Below are 23,111 nucleotides of genomic sequence, written 5' to 3'. Positions count from 1 at the left end.
GCTCCAAGTACGACTGATAAATACTTTGGGCTGAAAATCGATTTGATCATTAATATCATTCCTTTCTTTAATTAATGGGGTCCCATTGATCGCTTCCAGCAAGCACGGATTGGGTATTGATTACGGCTGCCTGAGCAGGGCTCAATGAATGGGACCAACTTACGCGACTTTCCGTAGAAGCACCAGGACCTGAGTTGCCATATTCGGAATAACGTGCCGTACTCTTATTTGCTTCGTTCCCCCAATAATCCCAACCTGTCGGGTTAATATGCGATTCCAAATATGAGTTCACATAAACTACCGAGGCATACGGGCGCCATGGACTTCCTAAAAAGGCAGTACCAGTCATTGATGCCGATTGTGTCAGACTACTATTAATAAATACATAGCCATGTGCTGCAGATTGATCTGTTGAAGCCGCTGTTATAAAACCGTTATTCAAACTTTTTATCTCACAGCTCTCAAACACAGCAGTAGCTGAACCAAAAATAAAGTCAACGGTTCCTTCAATGTAGGAATCGCGATAATACTGCCTGCCACTATGCGCATACAAAGTATCCTGATTCCCTAAGATGCGCACATTGTTAAAGGTTGCCCTGTCACCGGATACGTAAAGCGCAACGGCTTGACCCGCTGTAACTCCGGCTGTATTTCGAATGGTAACGTTCTCTGCTTTGAAGTTTTTCCCTTTCACGTAAACGCTCGCACTATTGGTTGTTCCGCCGGCAGAACTGGCTGTATCGTCATAAGTCAAAATCGTTTCAAGCGCGCTTTCACCGATAAGTGATATATTCGGTTTATTTGCGGGAAACGTGATCTTCTCTCTGTATACCCCGTTCTTGACATAGATCGTCCGGGAGGTGGTCTGATTAACAGGGATGGCATCTACGGCTGCCTGTATCGTCGTGAACACACCGCTTTCGCCACTCTTGCTAACGACGAGTGCGTCGGATGGAATCGTTGCTGTAGCATTCTTTACAAGAATATCGTCTAAATAGTGGGCGCCTTCGCTGGAGTTGGATGTAAAAGATTCGTACCCGTCAATGTGACTAACCGTTGTATAAAAGCCAGCACCACTTGTTTTCAGCAAGCCGTTGACATATACGTCAGCTGTATTGGTAGCGGTGTTGGCGACAATCCGAATACTGTACCAAGTATTAGCTGCATAACCACTTTGAAGTGTGATGTATGAGTTATCCATGTTTCGGTACGATATGTTTCCGCCTACCGTTTCAATGGAAACGGCTGCTTTTGTACCGTTAAGCAGGCGAAAAATTTTCGTGTTGTTTCCCAGTGCAGGCTGCATAAACTTGAATTCAGCGTCTATGTAACCTGTTTGAGCAGTAATCGTTTTTTTCAAACTGGAAATGGCTGTGATGCTTGTATCGTTAAGAAAAACACTTCGATTCGAGGGGCTCGGCACCTCTGCCGCGCGGACCTGACCGCCAGCCTCTGAGATAGTGAAACCGGAGGGCATAGCGTCAGACGGAGTAGAGTTAAAATGGCTGTGATCCAGGAGCGTGGATGCCAATGCATCATCTGTGGGAATGATGCTGAACAAGGGAACAGAAATTAAAACACTTATCATAATGGTACGCCAATTGATCATGTTAAAATCTCTCCTTTACATTTCGATGTGTACGTTGAGACTTGCACATATCAACCTCCCTGAAATTATTGCATCGCTTTTTATGTTAGACTGCGACACAATGTATCCGCTTTCATAATTGTCCACTAAAGGATTAGCAGAAACGATCTCTTCATCTAACATGTGCTCATCATACTATAAAATGATATTTCATTCGTTCGGTTTATTGCTTTGTTTTTGCGGATTTTTTGTGATTATTGTCTGCATCTAAGTCCTGAGTTAAAAATAAAGAAGCCGCTGTTAACGGCTTCTTAAGCAATCATGGTTCTATTTCAGACTGATTCAATATTAAGGTGTGTACGCGCTCTCCATTCCTCGGGGAGTATTCGGAAGTTATTCTTCAAGTTTGTTCAGCTCCACTCCGCTGAAGACAGACGTATTATAACGGTTGACCTCGTTATCCACTTTGGCGGCATCCGCTGCCAAACCATAATAAACGGTATCATTTAGGTCAAGGTCCACTGTTCCGATCTTGCTCCATGTCTCCTTATCCGTAGAAATAAGCCCTGTAACTTCATTTCCGTTTCGGACCAATTTGACCCAGTATGGCGTGTTGATGAAGTTTTCAGGTTCTATCTTAACCGCTTTTGCACCTATAGATGAACGGGTAATCAGAACACCCTTCTTCCCAAATTTAACATAGGGTATGGATAGAAAAGCCATTTCAGAGCGATCCCCAAGTGAGTTACGAATCATTACACCTGCTTTGGCATAGTTGTCAGTTGGTGTTACTGTTTCAATTCGGGCGATAATCTCCCCATTTCCTTCTAGAGACTGATAGGCAAAATGAAAATTATCCACCTCGCTTTCGCTTTCCGCGGTAGCTCCAATCAATCCAGCCGATTTGACAGTGATTGTACCGTTCTGCTCCTGTACAGTGGTATGCCCCGGAATGCCCGGGTTGCCAATGTCTACCGAAGTCCATGGAAGAGTGGAGCCGGTCGTATTAACATGGATGGCCACATTGTCGGACTGGGTTTTTAATCCTTTTTTGTCGGTGGCTTGAATCACGAGATAATGTGTACCATCCTGGACGTTTTTCCAATGAAAACGATAGGGCTTGGTTGTGGCTTCCCCCTGTTTCTCACCATTTACAATAAATTCAACCTTTGCAATACCGTCACGATCGCTCGCAGAGGCGGTAACACAGATATTACTGCCTTTTTCAAAAATTTGATTATTAAAGGGATAATGGATAGCGGTTTCAGGATTATCCGTATGCCTTCCCTCTGCTTTGCCCTGAACGATTAGGTCGTTTAGATAAACTTCAAGATTTGTATATCCTTCTTCGGAAAGCGTTGTTTCGTTGCCATCTTTGGGGTCCGAAGGAGACAGGCCATTGGCTAACTCCCATACGTCATCCATTCCGTCATGATCTCTGTCGACCACACTGGACAGCGTCTGAGAATAATCAGGATATCCGCCAATCTCAATTGGAGAGTTGATATGCTGCCCGGTACGGTTTTTGACATCCTGGATGATACGTGCATCGTAAGCATCACGTCTGGGAAGAGTAGCACCAGCGTCTGACAGTACATTACCATATGCATCCACCGCGGATTCAGCCGTATACGGGTTAGGCATATCGGCAGGCTCCGTCAGCTTCGATATATTGGAGTATTTTTGTACACCAGCCCAGTTATCCGCTGTAACTTCCGAGCTGCCATCCATGATATTCCCATCAATAAACAATCTGGTTTCCGGAGCAACTTCACCAAATAATTGCGACTTTACGTTGTTATAGGTATTTGGACCGTACTTGTAATAATTATTTATAATATTATATCGATAATCTTCTGCTCCGCCTCCATAGGTTGAAGCAAATCCCCAGTTATAGATGACATTATTCGTCATTTCCGTCAGATCGACGAGCTTTGTCACTGTAGGCAATCGAGGGTTGCGGCTGGTGCTGTGAGCAATTAGATTGTGGAGGTAGCTGGCATTTTTTCCGCCCCAGATGCCGCCATATCCATGGCGACCTTTTTGATGAGTTGTCATCAGCATGCTTTCAGCGGAAATTGACCATTGAACTGTCGTGTTCTCGTTATCATACAAACTGATCACTTCATCCACCGACCAGCTGAATGAGCTATGGTCAATGATAATATTTTTATGATACCTGGAGCCAAAGGCATCGTCTTCACTCACTACACGGTCACCCAGCCGGAAGCGCATGTACCGCATAATGATATTGTCAGCTTCTACGCTTGTCGTGTAATCGGCTACTGTAATTCCATCCCCAGGAGCAGTCTGACCGGCAATAGTCAGGTTGGAACCGGTAATTTTGAGGGCTTCTTTCAAATGTACCGTTCCCCCAACACGAAAAATAATCGTTCGATTACTTCCGCTTACAGCATCCCGAAGGGAACCTTTAATGGGTTTCTCCTTTTTGCTGTAGTCGTCAAGCGTTGTTACTTCGTAGACAGTTGTGGCCCGCCCCCCGTCACATATTTGCCGCCGCCTTCCGCTCCAGGGAATGCAGGAAGCGCTTCCGATGAAGCGGCTTCCACGCCCCCAAACGGTATACATGTTGTGAGGATACTCGCGCTTAATGCCATGGCTAACCACTTCTTTTTCATACTCTACCTCCAATGTAGGAATTGGGAAAACAGGTTATATCCCCGCGTCAGTGCTTTTTCATCTAACTGTCCAAATAAGAGAAGGTCAGCTAGAAGCGTCCACTGATGTCATCCCTGGTTATTTATCTTAATATACCGAGGGGAAGAAAAATTATATATAAATTACTTTATTCTCCATATCGCAATGTTCTTTGTCGGAAGCAAAGGCTAATGGTATTTAGATCGTTATCAAGTAGGTAATCATCCATAAAACAAAAAAGCAGCCGGAATACCTTCCGACCGCTTGTTAAGCATACACTTCTCAACTAGTTGTATGAATGTTATTAGTACTTAAGCAAAATTATGCACTGTTACGATCATCCTCTGCATCACTTTCACGGATAACTTGCATCTGATCCGACCCACTGTGAACGATAATCTGCACATCTCCGTCTTCAGGACCGATGTCAACATAACGATCTCCGCAGGTATCTTTGGCTTCCCATTCATTCAGTCGAATGATTAGGCCCAGATGATGCAGTCCTGGAGCGACCCGAAAACGGGCTTCTGCTGTATTGCCCACTCGCTCAAACGGGACAGCCCCATCCTCCATACCTGTGCCCCATACCCAGACATCCCATCCCTCATAACACTGATCTTCCCGTTCATATCGGAGAGTGACAATTCGGGAGATGGATTTGTGGATTTTGATATTCAGCGATGCCTGAATCCCTCCCGCCTCCGCGATTATCTGGGTGGAACCTGGTGTTAAAGCACGCACAATTCCTGCTGTACTGACAGCTGCATGATCCGGGTGCGACGAGCTCCACCGTATCTTCATCCCTTGTAAGGGCTGGCCGAATTGATCCAGAACCAGGGCGCGGAATCGATTGACACGTGTCGTATACATCACAGACTCCCCTACAATTTCAATTCGTTCCGGATGGAGTTGATCCACCTGCAGCGTACACTCTGCGGTAATCGTGCCACAATGGACGCTAATAGTCGCGTCACCGGTCTCCCCTGTATGAATGGTCCCATCGGATTGAATCGCAATAATGTCCTGGTTCGAAGAGCTCCAGGTCACCGATGCGTTCTCCACCACATTACCAAAACGGTCTCTGACCGATGCACGTAAGCCAGCAATCTCTCCGACACTGTACACAAGACGCGGCGAATGAATCTCAATCACAGCGGGTTCAGCACCGCCGCCATACTCCGTATCATACAGTACCATCAATGACCACCGTTCTACCATTGCGGTTCCGCTCACTGTCTCAATGAGGTCTGTACCTGCCTGATGATCGTTCACCACGATATGCCAGTCACCCTCCGGCAGACTCACTTGCTGCTGCTGACCTGTTCCGTTGTAGATCACCACGATCTGATTCCAGGTATCCTGATTGGCTCCGTCCTCCAGTGTAAATGCAACCACATTTCCTTCTGCACGCATCAAGCGAAGATGATGTCGTACCTGCTCGGCATTCATCATGCGAAAAGCCGGATGTGTGCGGCGCAGATGGATCAGGCCACAATAATAGTCAAAAACAGGTCTGAAGCGAGATTTGTTCGCCCAAGTGATCGTATTCACGGCGTCCCCGCTGCGATAACTGTTGTGATCTCCTGCTTTGGATCTCAATATCTCATCCCCTGCGTGGAGGAATGGAATACCCTGTGAGGTAAGCAAAATTCCCGTCGAGAGCAAGGAACGGCGGACCATCTCATGGTCAAGCACATCATCTGCATTAACATACCGATAAGGGTCTGCCGCCTTAACCGCCGATTCCGCACTGCCTCCTTCCACAGGCTGACCATCCCTCCATACCGGAAACCCGAGATCATGTCTGAGGTACATCGTTGTGGCGATTTTGTCCCACAGATTGAGATTATCATGCGCTGTCACATAATTGACGGATTCCACAGGTGAAGACGTAAAATCATCCAGCGCTCCGGCTACACCCTGGGCAATTTCGTACTCCTTACCGTCTGCTCCGGTAACAAAGCCTTTGCCGATGCCATCACTGTCCCCTTTGATGGCACTGCGGAAATGATCGTTAAATACGGCAAATCCCTGACCTCGCTGTGTTCCTTTTAACGTTTTCCGCTCCAGAGGCGAATCTCCGCCTGTCCACGGCTCCCCGTAGATCAGAAACGCAGGATCAATCTGTTCTCTCAGCTCGCGGGTCAATTCGTTCATTGTGTCTGTATCAATCAGACCCATCAGGTCGAAGCGAAACCCGTCCACATGATATTCCTCTGCCCAGTACAGGAGAGAGTCCAAAATGTATTTTCGCACCATGGGGCGCTCTGTAGCCAGTTCATTGCCTACACCCGAGCCATTGCTCAATGTGCCGTCCTCACGATAACGATAATAGTAACCCGGTACAATTCGTTCAAAAGGTCCCTCATCCACGCTATACGTATGGTTGTAGACCACATCAAGCACGACACGAATGCCTTGTCGGTGAAGGGAATGAATGAGCGCCTTGAACTCCCGGATCCGAACCGAAGGATCACGAGGATCGGTGGCATAGGAACCTTCCGGCACGTTGTAGTGCTGAGGATCATACCCCCAGTTGTATGGCAACTTGGCATTCGAACCGGCTTCCGTTGTTGCCGCCAGTTCATCAACCGTCTGATAATCCGCTACAGGCAGAAGATGCACATGCGTAATGCCAAGTTCGACAAGATGATCTACGCCGATGGAGTTGCCACCTCTGTCCGTCAACCCGGAGGCGGTAAATGCCAAATATTTTCCCTTATAAGGAATATCGGCATGAGGGTCGGAGGAGAAGTCACGCACGTGCAATTCATATAGAACAGCATCTGCCGGACGCAGAAATACGGGCTTCACATCCTCTTCCCAATCCACTGGATCGGTTGTATCCAGGTCAATTATGGCCGTTCGCTGCCCGTTCGCGGATACAGCACGTGCGTATGGATCGGGTGCCACGGCAACATGCTGATCATCATGCGTGATGGAATACATATAATAATGTCCGGCCCAATCCCCTTCAAGCTGTACACTCCATATTCCGTCCGGGTCACGGGTCATCAACCGCTTCTGTCCATCATCATGTTCGGTTACTTTTCCACTTGCATCATAACGTCCCTCATCATCAAAAATGAGTAGGGAAACCTGCTGTGCTGTAGGTGCCCACAGTTTGAATGTGCTTGCCGCACGAGTATATGCTAAGCCAAGATCGTTGCCTTCATATCGATAAGCTGTCCATTCCGGCATCGTTCCCACCGCCTTTATATCCATTGATTTCGTGTTGTCCCGATGTTACGGAGCAGGACGTCATTTGTCAACCCGGGGTTGTCTGTACTCAACATTATCGGTTGAACAGAGGCTTTCAATTAGCATGGTAAAAGCGATGCAAATCCTGATAGCAATCGCTTTCAAGATATAGCATATGTAAACAAGTGCCATAGATTGACAGCATTTGTACCTGTCCTGATGAAAAAGAAGAAAGCACACCAAAAGGGGTGTCCCCAAGTCATCAGCATGACGGGAACACCCCTTTGAAACCTTATTCCATTCTAACGAATCGAGGACACGCTATTATAATTTTGCACGGGCAGCTTCTCGCGGAGCCGACATGAAACACGGATGTCAATCTGAGCCAGCTTTAGACCAAGGGAAAAGGTTCATTCGTTTGAATACATAACCATCATGGATATCGCGGGAACGCTGACCTGACCGTCCTTGACCGTGCGCAGCACATCGGTGCCGACTCGCCCCTGCTCTACAACCACATTCCATATACCTGAAGGGACGGAGGTTGTACGGGTTTCTTTGGAAGCATTATAGATAATGATCATCCGTCCCCATGAATCTCCGACAGCCGTTCCTGCCAGTTCATAGGCCAACATTCCTTCTCCTTTTCAAGCAATCGGATATGCGCCTCAATCTCTCCCCGGGTGCGAAGACGAAACGCAGGATGCTCGTGCCGAAGACGAATCAGGCCACGATAATAATCATAAACAGGCTTAAATGCTTGCTTTTGCTCCCACCGAATGGCATTAATTGAATCCCCACTCTTGTGGCTGTTGGCATCGCCATACTTGCTACGCAGAAATTCATCTCCAGCCGCAATCAATGGAACCCCTTGGGAAGTCAACACGATGCCACTAGCAAGCAGACAGCGCCGGACCGTCTCGTTCTCCAGTATGCAATCCGGGTTAACGTGCAAGTAGGGCTTCGCATGCTTTACAGCCTCTTCCACGCTGTCGCTGCCTTTCACACGACCATCCTCGCTATATGTGATAAATCCCAGCGTATCGTGCAATCCTTGTGTCCGTGCGACTTTGTCCCACAGGTTAAGATTATCATGTACAGTTACATAATTAATCGTTTCCGATGGACTGGACGTAAAATCGGTAATAGCTCCCCGCACGCCTGTCCATATACCATCTTCCTTTCCCTCCGCTCCTGTAGCAAATCCGGTTCCCGTTCCGTCGCTATCGCCTTTGATTGTTCCACGGAAGTTATCGTTAAATACAGCAAATCCGGCTTCACGCTGTGCTCCCTTAAGGGTCATTTGATCCCCAAGTGGTGATTCCAGTGCTCCCCATGGTTCGCCGTACAAGAGGATGGACGGTGAGACCTCAGCATGCAGTTCTGCTGTGAGCTCTTTCATCGTTGCCGTGTCAATCAGACCCATCAGGTCAAAACGGAACCCGTCCACATGGTACTCCTCTGCCCAGTACCGTACGGAGTCGATGATAAACTTCCTCACCATAGGGCGCTCCGTAGCCACTTCATTGCCTGTACCCGATCCATTGCTGTACGTGCCATCCGGATTCTGACGGTAGTAATACCTTGGGACAAGCTTCTCAAATGAACTGGCTGCGGTGTCAAACGTATGATTGTACACCACATCCATAATGACTCCGATTCCCTTCTCATGAAGGGCAAGCACCATCGATTTGAACTCACGAATTCTGGTCTCGGGCTCATCTGCACGTGAAGCATAGGAACCTTCTGGGGCATTGTAATGAAGTGGATCATATCCCCAGTTATAGCGTGAGTCATCGGAAGTCCTGTCATCTGGCTTGGATTCATCTACGGTCGCAAAATCAAATACCGGAAGCAGGTGTACATGAGTGATGCCCAGCTCAGCCAAATGATCGATCCCCAGCGTATTCCCGTTTGAATCGCGTAGGCCCGTCTCGGTAAAAGCCAGGTACTTTCCTTTGTGTCTCATGCCGGATGACTCATGGATCGAGAAATCGCGCACATGCAGCTCATATAAGACCGCATCTACCGGGCTCACCAGTTCTGGACGGATATCCTCATGCCATCCATTCGGATCGGTCTGTTCCAGTCTGACAATTACCCCCATTTCTCCATTCATGGTCACAGCCCGTGCATAAGGATCAACCGCAACCTCCTGACGTCCGTCTTCAAAGGTAACGCGGTACATATAACGATATCCTTGCCACTCGCCTTCGAGCTTCAGGGACCAGATACCCTGATCCTGTTCGTGCATCGGTATTTCTTTTTGTATTGCCTGATTCTTCGGCTCATTGGGAGTCCCCCTGTTGAAGGCGGATATATTAGTACATCCACCTGTTTTGCAACAGGCGTCCACACTTTGAAACTACAGGCTTGTGGTTCCATCGTTACACCCAGATCTCTACCCCGGTATGTATCCACTACATTCCATCCTTCTAGCTTCTGGTGATCATCAATCATGTTGTGTATTCCCCTTTCAATGACAATAAAATAAATGTGGAACGAATGCTCCTTACTTTTTATACCCCTTCTGTCACTTAACCATAATCTTGGGGATGAAAAAGACCATAAAAAAAACAAGCCATGTTTCACGTCATTTCACGTAAAACACAGCTTGTTGAGGGATTAGCCCTTTTTCTCTAATGCGGCACCTGGGACTGAAAATCGTTCCGGCTGGACTGATCCGCATGGTAAAACACAACATCACCATCCTTCAGCGGCCAGTTATTGCCTTGACTGTTTGCCGGACTCCGGTTAAAGCCCTCCATCTGCCACTGATTCATCAATGGGGCATGAATATATTGCAAGTGCGGGGCATCCGTATTGCCACCTCGCAAACTCTCAATATTGAAGTTGACCACGATATACCCATCCTTCAGGAAGGTCGCCGACTTCTCATCGAGGGGATGTTGTCTGGCGAGTGCTTCAAGATCGGCTCCCTTCTGTACAGCGTACACATCGGCCGGCAGACTGTACTCCCCATACCAGCGCTGGATGGCTGCATTAGCCCGATCCACATTGACGCCAGGTGGGATATCCGTCTTTGGTCCTATCAGTGTGCGGATAGGCGAGGACAGGAGCAGCCAGTCATAACGGCCCACCCATGTTTTCTCGTGAGAAGTCTGATCCACGAAACGGACCATGTATTCTGCAAGGGTGCTCTGGCTTTGCTCCTGCGGTGTCAGCTCGTAGGTATAGCGATACCTAGCCGCATCCCCCAGCTCCGTACTGGGTACATTCCGCAGCCGCGCGTTCAGAACAACAAAGCGTTTCTCCAAATCCTGCGCCGATCCGATGCGAATGAGACGCTCCTGGCCCCGGTGATAGTACAGATCCACTTCCTGGCGCGAAGAACCATCCCGATTCACAAAATGGAAACTCGGTGTAATTCGTACACCATCCTGCATGCCAAATCGGTATAGGTAAGGCTTTGAGTTTTTTCTCCACCTTTTCCCCACCTCCACACCGTGCATGCGACTTTCACCGCACACGGCGTTCCATCTTGCTACTTTTTGAACAACAGTGCCAAGTTACTCTTTTTACGGTATTGGTTTACCTTCTGGATCATGCTTCCTGTAAGATTAAGCACTCCTAAGAGTTTTATAATCGTTTCTTGATTCGTGGCATGGATGAGTGTATGGACGTCATTATGCAAGATTCTCAGATTGCTGTAATTGTCCATTCCGCCCATGTGAGACGGAAGATGATGATGACAATGTACTTCGTCAGCATAAAGAAATATCCCCGTAATTTCGCACTTGCCCTTCACCATGTTGTATCGGCTGATTCTGTTGTCCAGATACTCCACACTACGTTTTGGATTGTCTGACTTCATCAACTTTGTCGTTTCAGACTTTGTGAAGCTATCCATCATACTCGTAATGTTTTTCCGTCCTTCAGCAGTAAAGGGGGTTATCTTTTGGCTGAAGTTGAGGTTGTTTGAGGTGTTTACGTCCACTATTGGATATAGATAAACCCCGTCAACTTTAAACGTCCGGTACCTCGTTGAGTAAAATCGCCTATATGTAAGGGACGGATGATCTGGATGTTCGTATTTGCCAATGCGTTTCAGACGATTATAAGTGAACTTTTTCAGGTCATAGGCAATTCGTGAGAACTCAATAAAAACATGTGTGGCTTTCTTAAAGTAATTGTGAATCCCTAGTACAAAACTATTGAACCTATATACATTACCAGCCGTGGGTGATTGTTTTATTCGTTGAATAAGTTTTTTGTATTGCACTTTGATGTCTTGTTTTTTCTTATCAATCAACCCGGTATGTGCTACAGCTTGTTTCCCCTTCAATGTAGCCTTTATGGTGAAACCAAGAAATTCAGATTTTTTCTTTCTCAGGTTCTGAATTTTCGATTTCTCGGGGGAAATATCCAATTTCAAACGGTTTTTCAGATAGAGTCTTACAGCATGATACCATTTCTTAGCGGTTTCCCAGTTACGACAAAGGATTTTGAAGTCGTCGGCGTACCTTACGATGAACCCTTCTTTAAGTTTGGTCTTTTTGAGACCGTTGTATCTGTTCCTTTGGGTGTATACATGTTTGGTCGGGAAATTCTCCCATTGCCCAGAAACCCAGATGTCGAGGTCGTGCAGGGCAATATTAGAAAGTAGAGGGGATAAAATTCCTCCTTGTGGAGTTCCCTTTTCGGGCTTACCTTCCCCTTCTATCTCCGCTGTTAGCATTCGGCTGATGACTTGTAAGACTTTCCGGTCGCGTATTCCGAGATTCCATAATTGCTTTATCAAAATTCTGTGGTTAATGTTATCAAAGAAACCTTTGATATCGATATCTACGATAAAGTGTAGTTTGCTTTTGTTAACCAAGAACTGAACTCTTGCCAAAGCATGGTGTGTAGATCGTAAGGGTCTAAACCCGTAACTATGTTTGTAGAAATGTGCTTCAGCAATAGGTTCAAGTATTTGTTTGAAGCATTGTTGTATCAAACGATCAATGATACATGGAATTCCTAGTGGTCTTTTCTTTCCATTAGGTTTAGGAATGTAAACGCGTCTGACCTTTTTGGGCTGGTAATTATTAAGTTTCGCTTTGACCAGGTTCACAAGTTCCAACTCTGTCATTGGTTTAAGTTTCTCAATTGTTTTGCCGTCTGTTCCTGCTGTTTTGGAGCCTTTGTTCGATTTGATTGTGCGGTAGGCAAGAAGGATATTGTCTCTTGAAGTAATTAATTCATAGAGACGATCAAATGTCTCTCCTCGTTTAGCTCTCGCGTGCAAGTCGGTAAAGGTTTCCGTCAGGTTGTAGTAATCCCAGTAACGTAGAGCCTGTATTGTGGCAACCTCCTGTATGAGATTGTCCCCACATTCTTACCTGACCGATACAGTTCACTTTTTGGAAAGTTGTTAATTCAAAGTATCAAGACTCAGGGCTATTCCTCCGCTTCCATTACAGAAGTTTCATAGGTCACACCCTTACTCTCACAAGGATAGATGCATTTCGTTACCTTATAGCAACCGTCTGGGATGGCAGTCCTTCATTGCGACGTCCCTTGCTTTCCTTGTTCCTTCTATCCTAGCTATCCGTTTTGCCCTTAGGTGTCTCCTTTGGACCTGCAAGTTGGATACCGCCATAGTTCGGTATAGCGCATTTCCTAACATGTAATCGTACTTTGCGCCGCTTGCCCCAACATTCGTTGGTCAACATGTTTCCATGAGGTAGGCATTTAGATCCTTACATTCAGAGATTCGTCAATCCTTTGAGGATATCCTCACCATAGACAATTTTTCAGCCATCCGGCATATCGGTAAGCTTACCTTCCATTATGGTGGTGGCTATAGCTTCTTCTGCCGACTTCACCTAGCTTCATACGTTGTATCCTGCCGAACAAAACGCATGTAGGAGTATTAATGGTACAGTTTCGGAAAAACATGGATTCTTCATTCCTGTACTTGGATAGAAAGTTAGACATCCGTGGATGTCCTTGCGTTTCCTGATTACTCAGTTATAGCAAAACAAGTCGCACACATATTACCCTTTGTTTTGAGGTCAAACTTGATATGGTATCCTGTTTTGACTGCCACATTTTTGAACCCCTGCACAGGATGACTGCCTGGACGAATCGGAAGAATGAACGGAGCTAAATTCCCTCTGGGGTCCCCATCTATACCGTAAAGGCCCGTCCAGTAGCCGACTCCTGTAGGCTCTGGACTGCCCATCTGCTTACGAAATACATTCTCCCAGTTATAGTCGGAAATATCGGTCACGCGAAAATCATACAACCGTCCGATGACTTCCACAGGTACCGTGTCTGACGCTACATGATGCGCCAGATTCGTATTGGCATCCTGCTGTTCAGTGAAGTTCGCTGGTGCATTTTCGGCAATATTGCGGAACTCGACTTCATAGTCCCCTCATCCACCCAAACCGGAAGATAAAAGGGAGTATCCAGCTGATTCACTGGAATATCTACCCACGTCTTGGCGGGGATGAACTGGCTGCGACCTTCGTTATAGACATCAAACGGGAACCGCACCTGCTTGATACGAAAATACTTGGCGTAGTCCCGGTTTCCGTAGCCGGGGTAACTTGCAGCATCCAAATGCTGCCCCGAGGTCGGGATTCTTACGATAAACGGACGCTCCAGAATGAGCGCTGCCCGGTTTATATTCGGAGTCGTCTTCTGGTTATGTGGCTGGTCATCCGATACCCAGGCGTAGTTCACGACAGGTGTATGTACCGTGACCGTATTTATGCTGTTGATTGGAAAAACCTTGTTGATTCCCCATTTACATTGCCCGGCAACAAATCGTAATAAATTTCGCCGGAACTCGTGGTATTTGCCTTATTTATGAGCGTATTGCTGATCATGTTATTAGGCTTATACAGTACATCACCGTTAATAGTAGTCGGATTAGGAATATTAGACGGAATTGGCCCATCCTTCGTCGTTTCCGAAGAACTCATGATCGTTGGACCATTAAAATTGACCATATCATTACTCACTTTGCTTTGGGGCGTATTGCTTTCAGCCATCCCTTTAAGCGTGGATGTGTGATCCGGAAGAGATGGTGGAGAGTTCAATCCCCCTGTTAGAAGTGGTGGAGAAAAAGTGATTGATGATGTATTAGCTGGTCTAACGTGACTATTAACATCCGCATCATTACTCGAATCAAGTGATGGTGGCGTATACCCTGAAGGTGTCATGGTGACCTTCCCACCAGGCAAGGCATAGTTACTCATTTCAGCCTGCTTTATCTTGTATACTTCCAAATTATTAATTTGCCAGTACGAGTAATCCCTGAATAATTGGAATGTATATGTTTTGGACTGAGTATCCGTTTTTGTCACCGGAGGTCCTGGAGTACAACCAGTTTCAGTACATACTTGAGGACCGGGTACTGTCCATTGACGTGCATACGTAACTTCAACAGTACAGTCATATGTGGTCTTTCCAGACATTTTTCCCCAATCCTGTTTGAACAAATATTCATCAGCTAACGTGTTGGTATAAAGAGATTCAGTTGTTGGAATGCCTTTAAGAACATCGAATTTTTCGGAATCCCTGTCGTCAGCCCGAATAACTCCATTGGCACCTGGGTCCATGTCACTTTGCCTCATAACTGTCCCTGGAGAAGGACTTCCAATCGTCCAACTGCATTGTCCCGATCCATTACCTTCAGGAATTTCGGGTTGATTGCCTCCTCCGCCACTGTCGGTGCATGAAGCACCCGAGCCAACTGTCATCTCAAAGCTATCCTTTTCATCAAGCGCTTGGGTAGCGTCAACAAAGTGTGCAGTAATCGTTGCTGTGCCAGTTGGGGCAACCGCTGCTACTAATCCAGAACTATTAACCGTCATCGTAGATGTGTTAGAACTTGACCACGTGAGCTTGGCATGGCTTTGTAGGGGCCAAACACTTCCATCTACCTTTGTCAAAGTTGCTGTTAACTGAGTTGTTCCGTTTGGAGCTACGCAAGTGTTACCGCTGATCTCGAGTCCGGATGTTCCATCTGCATACGTAACTTTCAATTTCTTATCCTTGTATACGTAGGTGTAGGAATCAAAGTCGGCTATGAATTTCGAAAAGTACCATACTTGTTTTGCTCCTGGATTCGCCCAGTATTTCCTATAAGTGTCATTGTTAAATGTTTGTTTAAAGCTGATCGTAATCAAGTTCAAGTTTGGTACGTCAACGACTTGACCTGCAATGGTACTTGCATCAGTGTAGCCCTGAGAGCCATGTACATCATCTATTGGAGACGTTTTGTCGATAGTAATTTTAGATGCTACTACATCGATTTTGGAAATCCCAGCATCTTGAACCCATATTCCATCGAGTGAATTTCCATCAGCAACAATATAAAAACCCTTGGAACGTGGAATATCAGCTGCTAGGTTAGGATCTGTACATCCTGGAAATTTCGGTAGATCGGCACCAAAACTTACGCCCGTGTTAGGGTTTTTGTTTTCCGTTGGAACTCCGCTTGGACAGTATTGGCTGGGTTGACTCGTAGTAACTGATACTCGTCCTCCCCCAGCACGCCAATATTTTCCGTTAAAGTTTCCTGAATCGCCAGCTGTCCATCTGTCCCAATAGTAGACACCGCCATAATTTGTATTATTTATAGAGCTTACTTTATACCTCGTTCCATTTAATGTGTCAGTTAACTTATCAGTTTCAGTAAATTTAATTTTCCCAGAAGGTATGGAAACTGAACGGAGTACGTCGCCAGACTTGCTCAACCACTCTAATTTCTTTATGATTTTTCCAGCTTTTTCAGGAATAATGATTGGTTCTGTCGATAGTGAAGGCTTATCTGAGAAAAGAAGCCCGCCATATACATATCCGTTCCCATTCATCTTATAATCAATAATCTCAGTAACCTCTCCAGCAGCTATTGCGGTATTAAGAAAACAGCTTGGTGGCAGAAGTTGAAAAATGAAAACTGAGAGCAAAACTATGGGAAGAATTCTGGTTTTCAAAGGACCACATCCTTACCTATTAAAGCTTGGATACTGCTAGTCTACTTTGATAGACAGGAGATCCAGCAGTAATTGTTTCAACTCCAACTTCCAATAATCCATTATGGGAAAATCCACCTTTTGGAATCACTAAACCGTATATTTCCTTATTAGAATCCTTTGAGCGAATAGGCATTGCTTCGGTAAGTCTTTCTTTACTTGATGTTCCATTATATCCTCGAACAGAAAGGGCAAGTCTATTCGTTCTATATCCTTGTGGATTCTTATTAACTGTCAGTTCGGAGTCAAGTAACAAGATATAACACTCAGCATTGTCAGCGAATTTCATTTCTTGTCCCCGTAGAGCCAGAAGAACTTATCTTTGGATGGAAGCAGTTTTCGATTAGGGTCTTTCGGGTCATTCCAATCAATTGCAATCAGACTGTTTACGCGACCCTGAACAGAGCCGTTAGGGGCTGAAACGGTAAGGTTGGACTGTTTCCATGATTCAATACCAAATCTGTGATTGGAGTTTTTCGGACCATTAAATATTTCTTCTGCAACAGTGAAAATATTGGTCTTGTGCCAGTACAGTTCCGCAGCCGCGACAGCATACTTATCAGATACCAATGTCTTGCCATCCTTTATTGACAAAACCCGTTCAATAACAGCAATTGCTTGAGCGCGAGTTGTAGTTCCCTCTGGCGAGATTTCACCTGGTGCCGTGCCTGTGATAACACCGTTCTTGGTGGCCAAGTACATCCATTGTTTGTCTTCTACGTCGGTAACCCCAAGTGCTCGGACAGCTACTTTTGACATTTCCTCCCGAGACATTGGCTTTGTCCAATCCGAATTTGAAAAGTCGCCTGCTTTATAGATCCCTGCTGATTGGGCAGCGTTGACGTACGAGATATACCAGCTCCCGGATATAGAACCGACCTCCAGATCTAAAGCAGATACCGTCATTTTCACAAATTCTGCCCTGGTAACTATATTGTTGGGCAGGAATTTCCCATCTGGGAAACCATCGACATAGCCTCGCTGAATAGCCTGAAGTATACTGGACTCTGCCCAATGGCCAGTAATGTCTTTGAATTTTTGTACAACCTTGATGTCGTCGGTAATTGCAGCTATTACGGGTTGTGGGCCGATAGATGCTTGTGCGGAAAGTAGAGTTAGTGCAGCCACTCCTGTTAATATTACTTTTTTCATTTTCTTTCCTCCTATGTACCTTAATATGGGGCAAACTTCTGCTTAATGCTGCTTGTTCAGTACTCTCGTATTTCTTTTCAAACCAAAACCTAAATTTGTCATAATAATCAATATTCTACCATGTCAATCTAGGCGATAGGTATTGTTTTTTCAAGACAAACCTCCTCCCTAAGAACTAATTCACCTCTTAATGCACAAAAAAAGGCCACGAATCCGCAGATTCATAGCCTTATTCTTTAAGGTGTAATCACTGTTTAATTTTGTAAAAAAATCACTCTTATAGAATAAACGATTCCATTCCATTTGACCACTCTTTTTTTAATTACTATTACTACTTTCCGTTTAGCTCAGCATAAGACGCTTCAAATTCGGAAATCAGCTGGTCTCCGCCGGATTTTCTCCAGTTCTCCACTTCCTGCTCCCATCCAGCATCATCAATTTTGCCCATAATGTACTTGGTCTGTGCATCCCAGATCATCTGATCCAGCTCCTGGCCGCGCTCCGTATAGATGGCAGAGGACAGGGTCAGCGCCGGATTCGGAATGGCGTACTGCTCATTCTCCCGCGCCATCTTCGTGCCCTTCATACCGATCGGTACATCGACAAGCTCAGCCACGTTATATCCTTCAACGCTTAGCAAATTGTCACGATACGGCTTCACTTCGCGCTGATACCCGTCGAAGTCCTTGAACTCGGTTTTGCCATCCGAAGTCTTCGTATAGTGTACATCCTCAAGACCCCGCAGCTGGAGCGTACTGAGGGGTTCGTCCAACAGTTGATCCAGGAACGTCAGCACCTGTTTTAACTGTTCTTCGTCCGATACGGAAGCTTTGGGAATGACAAGCATGCCATAATTCCCCGGTTCCCCGGCAATTCGAATACCATCCGGTCCCTGAAACGGAGCCACATCAATCTCGCCATCCGGCACGTTTGGTGTCAGCCGCTGCTGGAATGACTTTCCGTTCTGGGCAACACCGTTCAGCTTCATGGCTACCAGACCGGAGTCAATTTTTTTGTCCGCATCGGAAGGGTCCAGCGCAGGAAAGTCACTGTTGATCAATCCCTCACTGAACAGACGCTTGAACAGCTTCATCGTGTCCACATATTCTGTGGTCAGGAATTCGGGCGTAAGTTTGCCCGCGTCGTCCACACCCCATTTGTTCACCCCACCGATACTTACGGCGATTCGTGTAAGCGGAGAGGATACACCTTCGTTGTACTTTTTGAACAGCACCGTTCCATACGTATCTTCCTTGCCGTTACCATCAGGATCATCCTTGCGAATGGAACGCATCACTTCGTACCAGTCATCCAGCGTTTTCGGTACATCCAGCTTCAGCTTGTCAAACCAGTCCTTGCGGTACACCATGGCTGTACGCCCGATATCGCGAAAGTTGGGCACTCCGTAAATCTTGCCTTCGATCTTGATATTGTCAAAATAAGCCTCGTTTTGAGCTGACAGGTTTTTATAATCCTTCAGGTAAGGTCCAATTTCCCAGAACAGCCCCGTTTTGGCTGCATTAAATGTTGTGGGTACATAATTCACCCGCATAATGGTTGGCATCTCGCCCGAAGCTACCATGACGTTCACTTTATCATCAAAAGCAGACTGCGGAATCCACTGTACATTGACATCCGTGTTGGTATATTCCTCAATCTTTTGTTCAATCCCATTCTCCTTGGCCGGCACATCACCTACCTGCATCAAAGAAATCGAAATGGGAAGCTTGCCATCCCCTGCCGCAGGCGCTTTTTCTCCCCCACAGCCTGCAAGCAGTCCAGCGGACATTGCACCAACCACAACTAATCCACCTAAACGGGACATCTGACCTTTTGGACTCATGAACCATCTCTCCTTTGGATAACGAAATTGTTCAGGGTACGCACAATGAATGCGCTATCATAAATGAGTCTGAAGAAAAGAACTAGCGTGTCGCCAGTTCCATCTCCACTCCTGCCAAAATAAACGGAGCAACCGATTTCGGATCATTAATCCGAATGGATTCAGTCACATAATACTCGTATGACCCGTCACGATACGGGTACCGCCCAGACCTGCTCCTCCGTTACACTGCGTCAGGGACAATACGCCTTCGCGATCCGTTTGCAGCAGATGCTGCAGCAGACCCTGATACCCCTTTTCTGCAATCGCTTTGAACTTGCCACTCAGGTAACCCTGCCGTACCCCCTTAGCCAGTGCGTAAACAAACATGGAGGATCCCGAAGCCTCCAGATAGTTGCGCTCACGCCCCGGCTGATCAAGCAGATGAGGCCATAGCCCGGACTGTTGGTCCTGTACATGTACAAGCGCATTCGCTACACGTTCGAAGATCCCCACAATCTGGCCGCGCTGCTCATGATCTACAGGCAGATGATCCAGTGTATCCACTACCGCCATCACATACCAGCCCATCGCCCGGCTCCATACATGCGGAGAACATCCGGTTTCTCCCGAACTCCAGCGCTGTTCCTTGCTCTCATCCCAGGCATGGTACATCAGACCGCTGCGTGGATCCCGTGTACGCTTCTCCACCAGCAGCAGCTGTAATGCCGCCTTGTCAAACCACTTCTCTTCGCCTGTAGCGGCACCATACTGTGTTAGGAACGGAGTGGCCATATAAAGCCCATCCAGCCACATCTGGAACGGATAGACCTTCTTATGCCAGAATCCACCTTCACTCGTACGGGGCTGCCCCTTAAGCTGGACCATGAGCAAATCTACGGCTTTACGGTACTTCTCTTCACCGGTTTTGTTCAGCAACAGGAACAATGATTTTCCCTGGTTAATCTGGTCCAGGTTATACTCCTCGACTGCATAGGAGCGAATTGAGCCATCTTCCTGAATAAAATTATCCATCAGTTCACGGATGTAATCGAAATATTTTTGTTCACCGGTATGGGTATACAGCTCTTCCAGCGCTTTCAGCAGACAACCATTTTCATAATGCCAGGTCGGATACAGCTCATGATTGCGATAACTTTCCATGAACTGTTCAGCCATCCGTACTGGTGTGAATTGCATTGTTTCTTTCATGGGGTTCCTCCGCTTCCGGCTTTTTATTTAGCCTGTTTTTTGTAGTCCTCGGCATATTCCTCACGAATTTTGGTACCGCCCGCATTGCCCCAATTCTCAATTTCCTGTTTCCAGCCATTTTCATCGATTTTGCCCATAATATATTTGGTCTGCGCATCTGCAATCATCTGATCCAGATCTGCCCCACGGTCACCATACGTAGCCGAATACAAAGTTAATGCAGGGTTTGGCACAGCATGTTCTGCCAGCTCTTTGGCAAGTTCCGTACCCTTCTCACCCAGTTCAGTATCTTTCAACTTCGGCACATTATATCCTTCGACGTAAGGCAGGTTGTCACGATAAGGCTTCACTTCACGCTGGAATGCGTCGAAGTCGCTCATCTCCACCTGATCTTCGCCAACCTTCTTGTAATGTTTATCTTCAATACCACGCATCAGCAGCGTCGCCATCTCGGGTCCATCAGTTTATCCAGGAAAGATAACAGGTTTTTCAGCTCTTCCTCCGATTTCACCGTTGCTTTCGGGAAAGCCAGAATGCCGGAGTTACCCGTCTGCCCTGCAACGCGGTCACCATTCACACCGAGCAGACCTTCAATGTCTACCACGGCATTCGGGTCGTTCTTGGACAGACGCTCTTGCTGGCTCTTCCCGTTCTGGGCAACACCAACACGGATGCCAGCTACGCCTGTATCAAATTTCTTCTCCGCTTCTGTGGAGTCAAATACGGCAAAGTCCTGATTCAGCAGCTTCTCACTGTACAAACGTTTCAGCAAATCCAGCACCTGCATATACTCTGGTGTCATGAATTCAGGTGTAAAGCTGCCGTCATCCTCTACTTTCCACTTGTTTGGAGCACCAAAGCTCACGCCAAGACGTGTAGTGAAGGAGTATTGATCCTCGTTATATTTTTTGAAAAGCATCAATCCAAACGTATTATTCAGACCGTCTCCATCCGGATCGGAGGTTGCCAGCGTCTTAATCGTTTCATACCATTCATCCGGTGTCGTTGGTACCTTGAGATTCAGTTTATCGAACCAATCTTTACGGTAAATGACCGTTGCACGGGCAATATCAGAGAATCCGGGTACCCATAGATTTTGCCTTCCACTTTGATATTGTCAAAGAAACGCTCGTTTTGTGCAGACAGATTTTTATAATCCTTCAGCAATGGTCCAACTTCCCAGAATACGTCGTTACGCATTGCACTCGTCACAGTCGGGTTATACTGTACTTTCAAAATTTTGGGCATATCGCCGGATGCAATCATGACATTAATTTTGTCATTGTAAGCCGAAGCCGGAATCCACTGAATGTCCAGCTTGGTATTGGTATACGCCTCAATCTTTTGCTGGACCTCATTCCCTTTGCTAGGTACATCTCCCACCTGTACGATTGCAATGGACACGTTCTGAACGCCGCCCTCGGCAGCCTGACCTTCATCCGATCCACACCCTGCCAACAGACCTGTCACCAGTGCCAGTGTGCTCAAAACAGCTGCGGCTTTCTTTATTGTTGCTTTCATCAAACGAAAACCTCCCCTTTTTATATACAGTCATGATCCAGTTCCGATAGTCAAACGTATACCAATTTAACCTTTTACCGAGCCCAGCATCACTCCTTTGGCAAAATGCTTTTGCAGGAACGGGTAGACCAGCATGATTGGAATCGTGGAGAACACGATAACGGCCATTCGAATGGTAAGCGGCTGAATCTCGGTCTCTTCGATACTCGTATCTCCGATCCGGCTCTGGGCCAGGATGACAATCTCACGCAGCCACACTTGTACGGGCCACTTTTCACTATCGTTGATATAAATGACAGCGTTGAAGAAGCTGTTCCAGTGAGCCACCGCGTAAAAGAGTGAGAATGTAGCCATTGCCGGCATCGACAAAGGCAGAACAATTCGGAACAACACACCCACATCGTTACATCCATCGATTTTGGCGGCATCCTCCAGTTCGTCCGGAATGGCCTGGAAGAAGTTTTTAAGTACGATCAGGTTGAACGCACTAATTGCGGTAGGCAGCATCAGAGACCATAACGTATCGGTCAGGTGTAATGATTTTACGACAAAGTAGGTTGGGATCATCCCACCGCTGAACAGCATCGTGAACAGCACACCCAGCAAGATCGGCTGACGGCCACGCAAGTATCTTCTGGAGAGCGGATACGCCATAAGCGACGTAAACAACAGGTTAAGCAGCGTACCGATTACGGTGATATAGATCGATACGCCCAGACTGCGAATCAATGTGTCTGTAGAGAAGATGTAGCGATAAGCGGCGAGGGAAAATTCTTTCGGAAAAAGAATGAATCCTCCTTTGGCCACTTCATGCGGGCTGGTAAACGAGACGGCCAAAATATAAATGAACGGGATAACGGTCACGATTCCGATTAATAGCAGAAAGCCATGATTGAGGATATCAAAGATCCGGTTGCCCCACGTTTTATCCTGTTGCATCTTAATGTTCACTCCTGTCTGG

16 protein-coding genes and 1 pseudogene are annotated in these 23,111 nt (G+C 46.6%); all 17 read right to left on the bottom strand.

The genetic code is table 11. From position 1 onward, the window contains the following. Positions 1-67: 67 nt before the first annotated feature. Positions 68-1,609, bottom strand: coding sequence for a pectinesterase family protein (locus ACTWJ7_RS10265; RefSeq protein ID WP_301878285.1), 1,542 nt, complete (start codon positions 1,607-1,609; stop codon positions 68-70). Positions 1,610-1,981: 372 nt separating this feature from the next. Beyond that, positions 1,982-3,949: an Ig-like domain-containing protein gene (locus ACTWJ7_RS10260; protein ID WP_443145390.1), complete on the bottom strand. Its 1,968-nt coding sequence runs from the start codon at positions 3,947-3,949 to the stop codon at positions 1,982-1,984. A 110-nt stretch (positions 3,950-4,059) separates the two neighbouring features. After that, entirely contained in the window at positions 4,060-4,227 is a 168-nt protein-coding gene (locus ACTWJ7_RS10255) for a hypothetical protein (protein ID WP_443145389.1), read from the bottom strand. A 340-nt stretch (positions 4,228-4,567) separates the two neighbouring features. Continuing rightward, complete coding sequence (gene pulA, locus ACTWJ7_RS10250; RefSeq protein ID WP_301878288.1) at positions 4,568-7,447, bottom strand: type I pullulanase; 2,880 nt, start codon at positions 7,445-7,447, stop codon at positions 4,568-4,570. Between the two features lie 410 nt (positions 7,448-7,857). Beyond that, positions 7,858-8,082 carry a hypothetical protein gene (locus ACTWJ7_RS10245; RefSeq protein WP_443145388.1) on the bottom strand — a complete coding sequence of 75 codons (225 nt, stop codon included), beginning with the start codon at positions 8,080-8,082 and terminating at the stop codon, positions 7,858-7,860. Continuing rightward, positions 8,028-9,701 (bottom strand): type I pullulanase, encoded by a 1,674-nt coding sequence (pulA, locus tag ACTWJ7_RS10240; protein WP_443145387.1) that lies wholly within the window; start codon positions 9,699-9,701, stop codon positions 8,028-8,030. The genes ACTWJ7_RS10245 and pulA (ACTWJ7_RS10240) overlap by 55 nt, the downstream gene beginning before the upstream one ends. A gap of 385 nt (positions 9,702-10,086) precedes the next feature. After that, complete coding sequence (locus tag ACTWJ7_RS10235; protein WP_367620509.1) at positions 10,087-10,920, bottom strand: hypothetical protein; 834 nt, start codon at positions 10,918-10,920, stop codon at positions 10,087-10,089. Positions 10,921-10,952: 32 nt separating this feature from the next. Continuing rightward, entirely contained in the window at positions 10,953-12,752 is a 1,800-nt protein-coding gene (ltrA, locus tag ACTWJ7_RS10230; RefSeq protein ID WP_301878453.1) for a group II intron reverse transcriptase/maturase, read from the bottom strand. A gap of 663 nt (positions 12,753-13,415) precedes the next feature. Beyond that, on the bottom strand, positions 13,416-13,700 hold the full coding sequence (locus ACTWJ7_RS10225) for a hypothetical protein (RefSeq protein WP_443145386.1): 285 nt from the start codon (positions 13,698-13,700) through the stop codon (positions 13,416-13,418). 35 nt (positions 13,701-13,735) lie between these two features. After that, positions 13,736-14,143 carry a hypothetical protein gene (locus tag ACTWJ7_RS10220; RefSeq protein ID WP_443145385.1) on the bottom strand — a complete coding sequence of 136 codons (408 nt, stop codon included), beginning with the start codon at positions 14,141-14,143 and terminating at the stop codon, positions 13,736-13,738. Positions 14,144-14,169: 26 nt separating this feature from the next. Then, positions 14,170-16,404: a DUF5704 domain-containing protein gene (locus ACTWJ7_RS10215; RefSeq protein WP_443145384.1), complete on the bottom strand. Its 2,235-nt coding sequence runs from the start codon at positions 16,402-16,404 to the stop codon at positions 14,170-14,172. Positions 16,405-16,423: 19 nt separating this feature from the next. Then, positions 16,424-16,732, bottom strand: coding sequence for a hypothetical protein (locus tag ACTWJ7_RS10210; protein ID WP_443145383.1), 309 nt, complete (start codon positions 16,730-16,732; stop codon positions 16,424-16,426). Continuing rightward, a complete protein-coding gene (locus tag ACTWJ7_RS10205) occupies positions 16,729-17,595 on the bottom strand; it encodes an S-layer homology domain-containing protein (protein ID WP_443145382.1) in 867 nt (288 codons plus the stop codon). Before ACTWJ7_RS10205 ends, ACTWJ7_RS10210 begins: the two co-directional genes overlap by 4 nt. 331 nt (positions 17,596-17,926) lie before the next feature. After that, positions 17,927-19,438 carry an extracellular solute-binding protein gene (locus tag ACTWJ7_RS10200; RefSeq protein ID WP_301878293.1) on the bottom strand — a complete coding sequence of 504 codons (1,512 nt, stop codon included), beginning with the start codon at positions 19,436-19,438 and terminating at the stop codon, positions 17,927-17,929. Positions 19,439-19,603: 165 nt separating this feature from the next. Further along, complete coding sequence (locus ACTWJ7_RS10195) at positions 19,604-20,629, bottom strand: glycoside hydrolase family 88/105 protein (RefSeq protein WP_443145381.1); 1,026 nt, start codon at positions 20,627-20,629, stop codon at positions 19,604-19,606. 23 nt (positions 20,630-20,652) lie between these two features. Beyond that, a pseudogene (locus tag ACTWJ7_RS10190) lies at positions 20,653-22,150 on the bottom strand (extracellular solute-binding protein). A gap of 66 nt (positions 22,151-22,216) precedes the next feature. Further along, positions 22,217-23,089 (bottom strand): carbohydrate ABC transporter permease, encoded by an 873-nt coding sequence (locus ACTWJ7_RS10185; protein ID WP_024633116.1) that lies wholly within the window; start codon positions 23,087-23,089, stop codon positions 22,217-22,219. Between the last annotated feature and the right edge of the window lie 22 nt (positions 23,090-23,111).

The sequence above is a fragment of the Paenibacillus sp. 1A_MP2 genome, from assembly GCF_052244825.1.
In the GTDB taxonomy this organism is placed as follows: Bacteria; Bacillota; Bacilli; order Paenibacillales; family Paenibacillaceae; genus Paenibacillus; species Paenibacillus vandeheii.
Note: the sequence above shows the minus strand (reverse complement) of the source record. Positions and strands in the feature narration are given on the sequence as shown.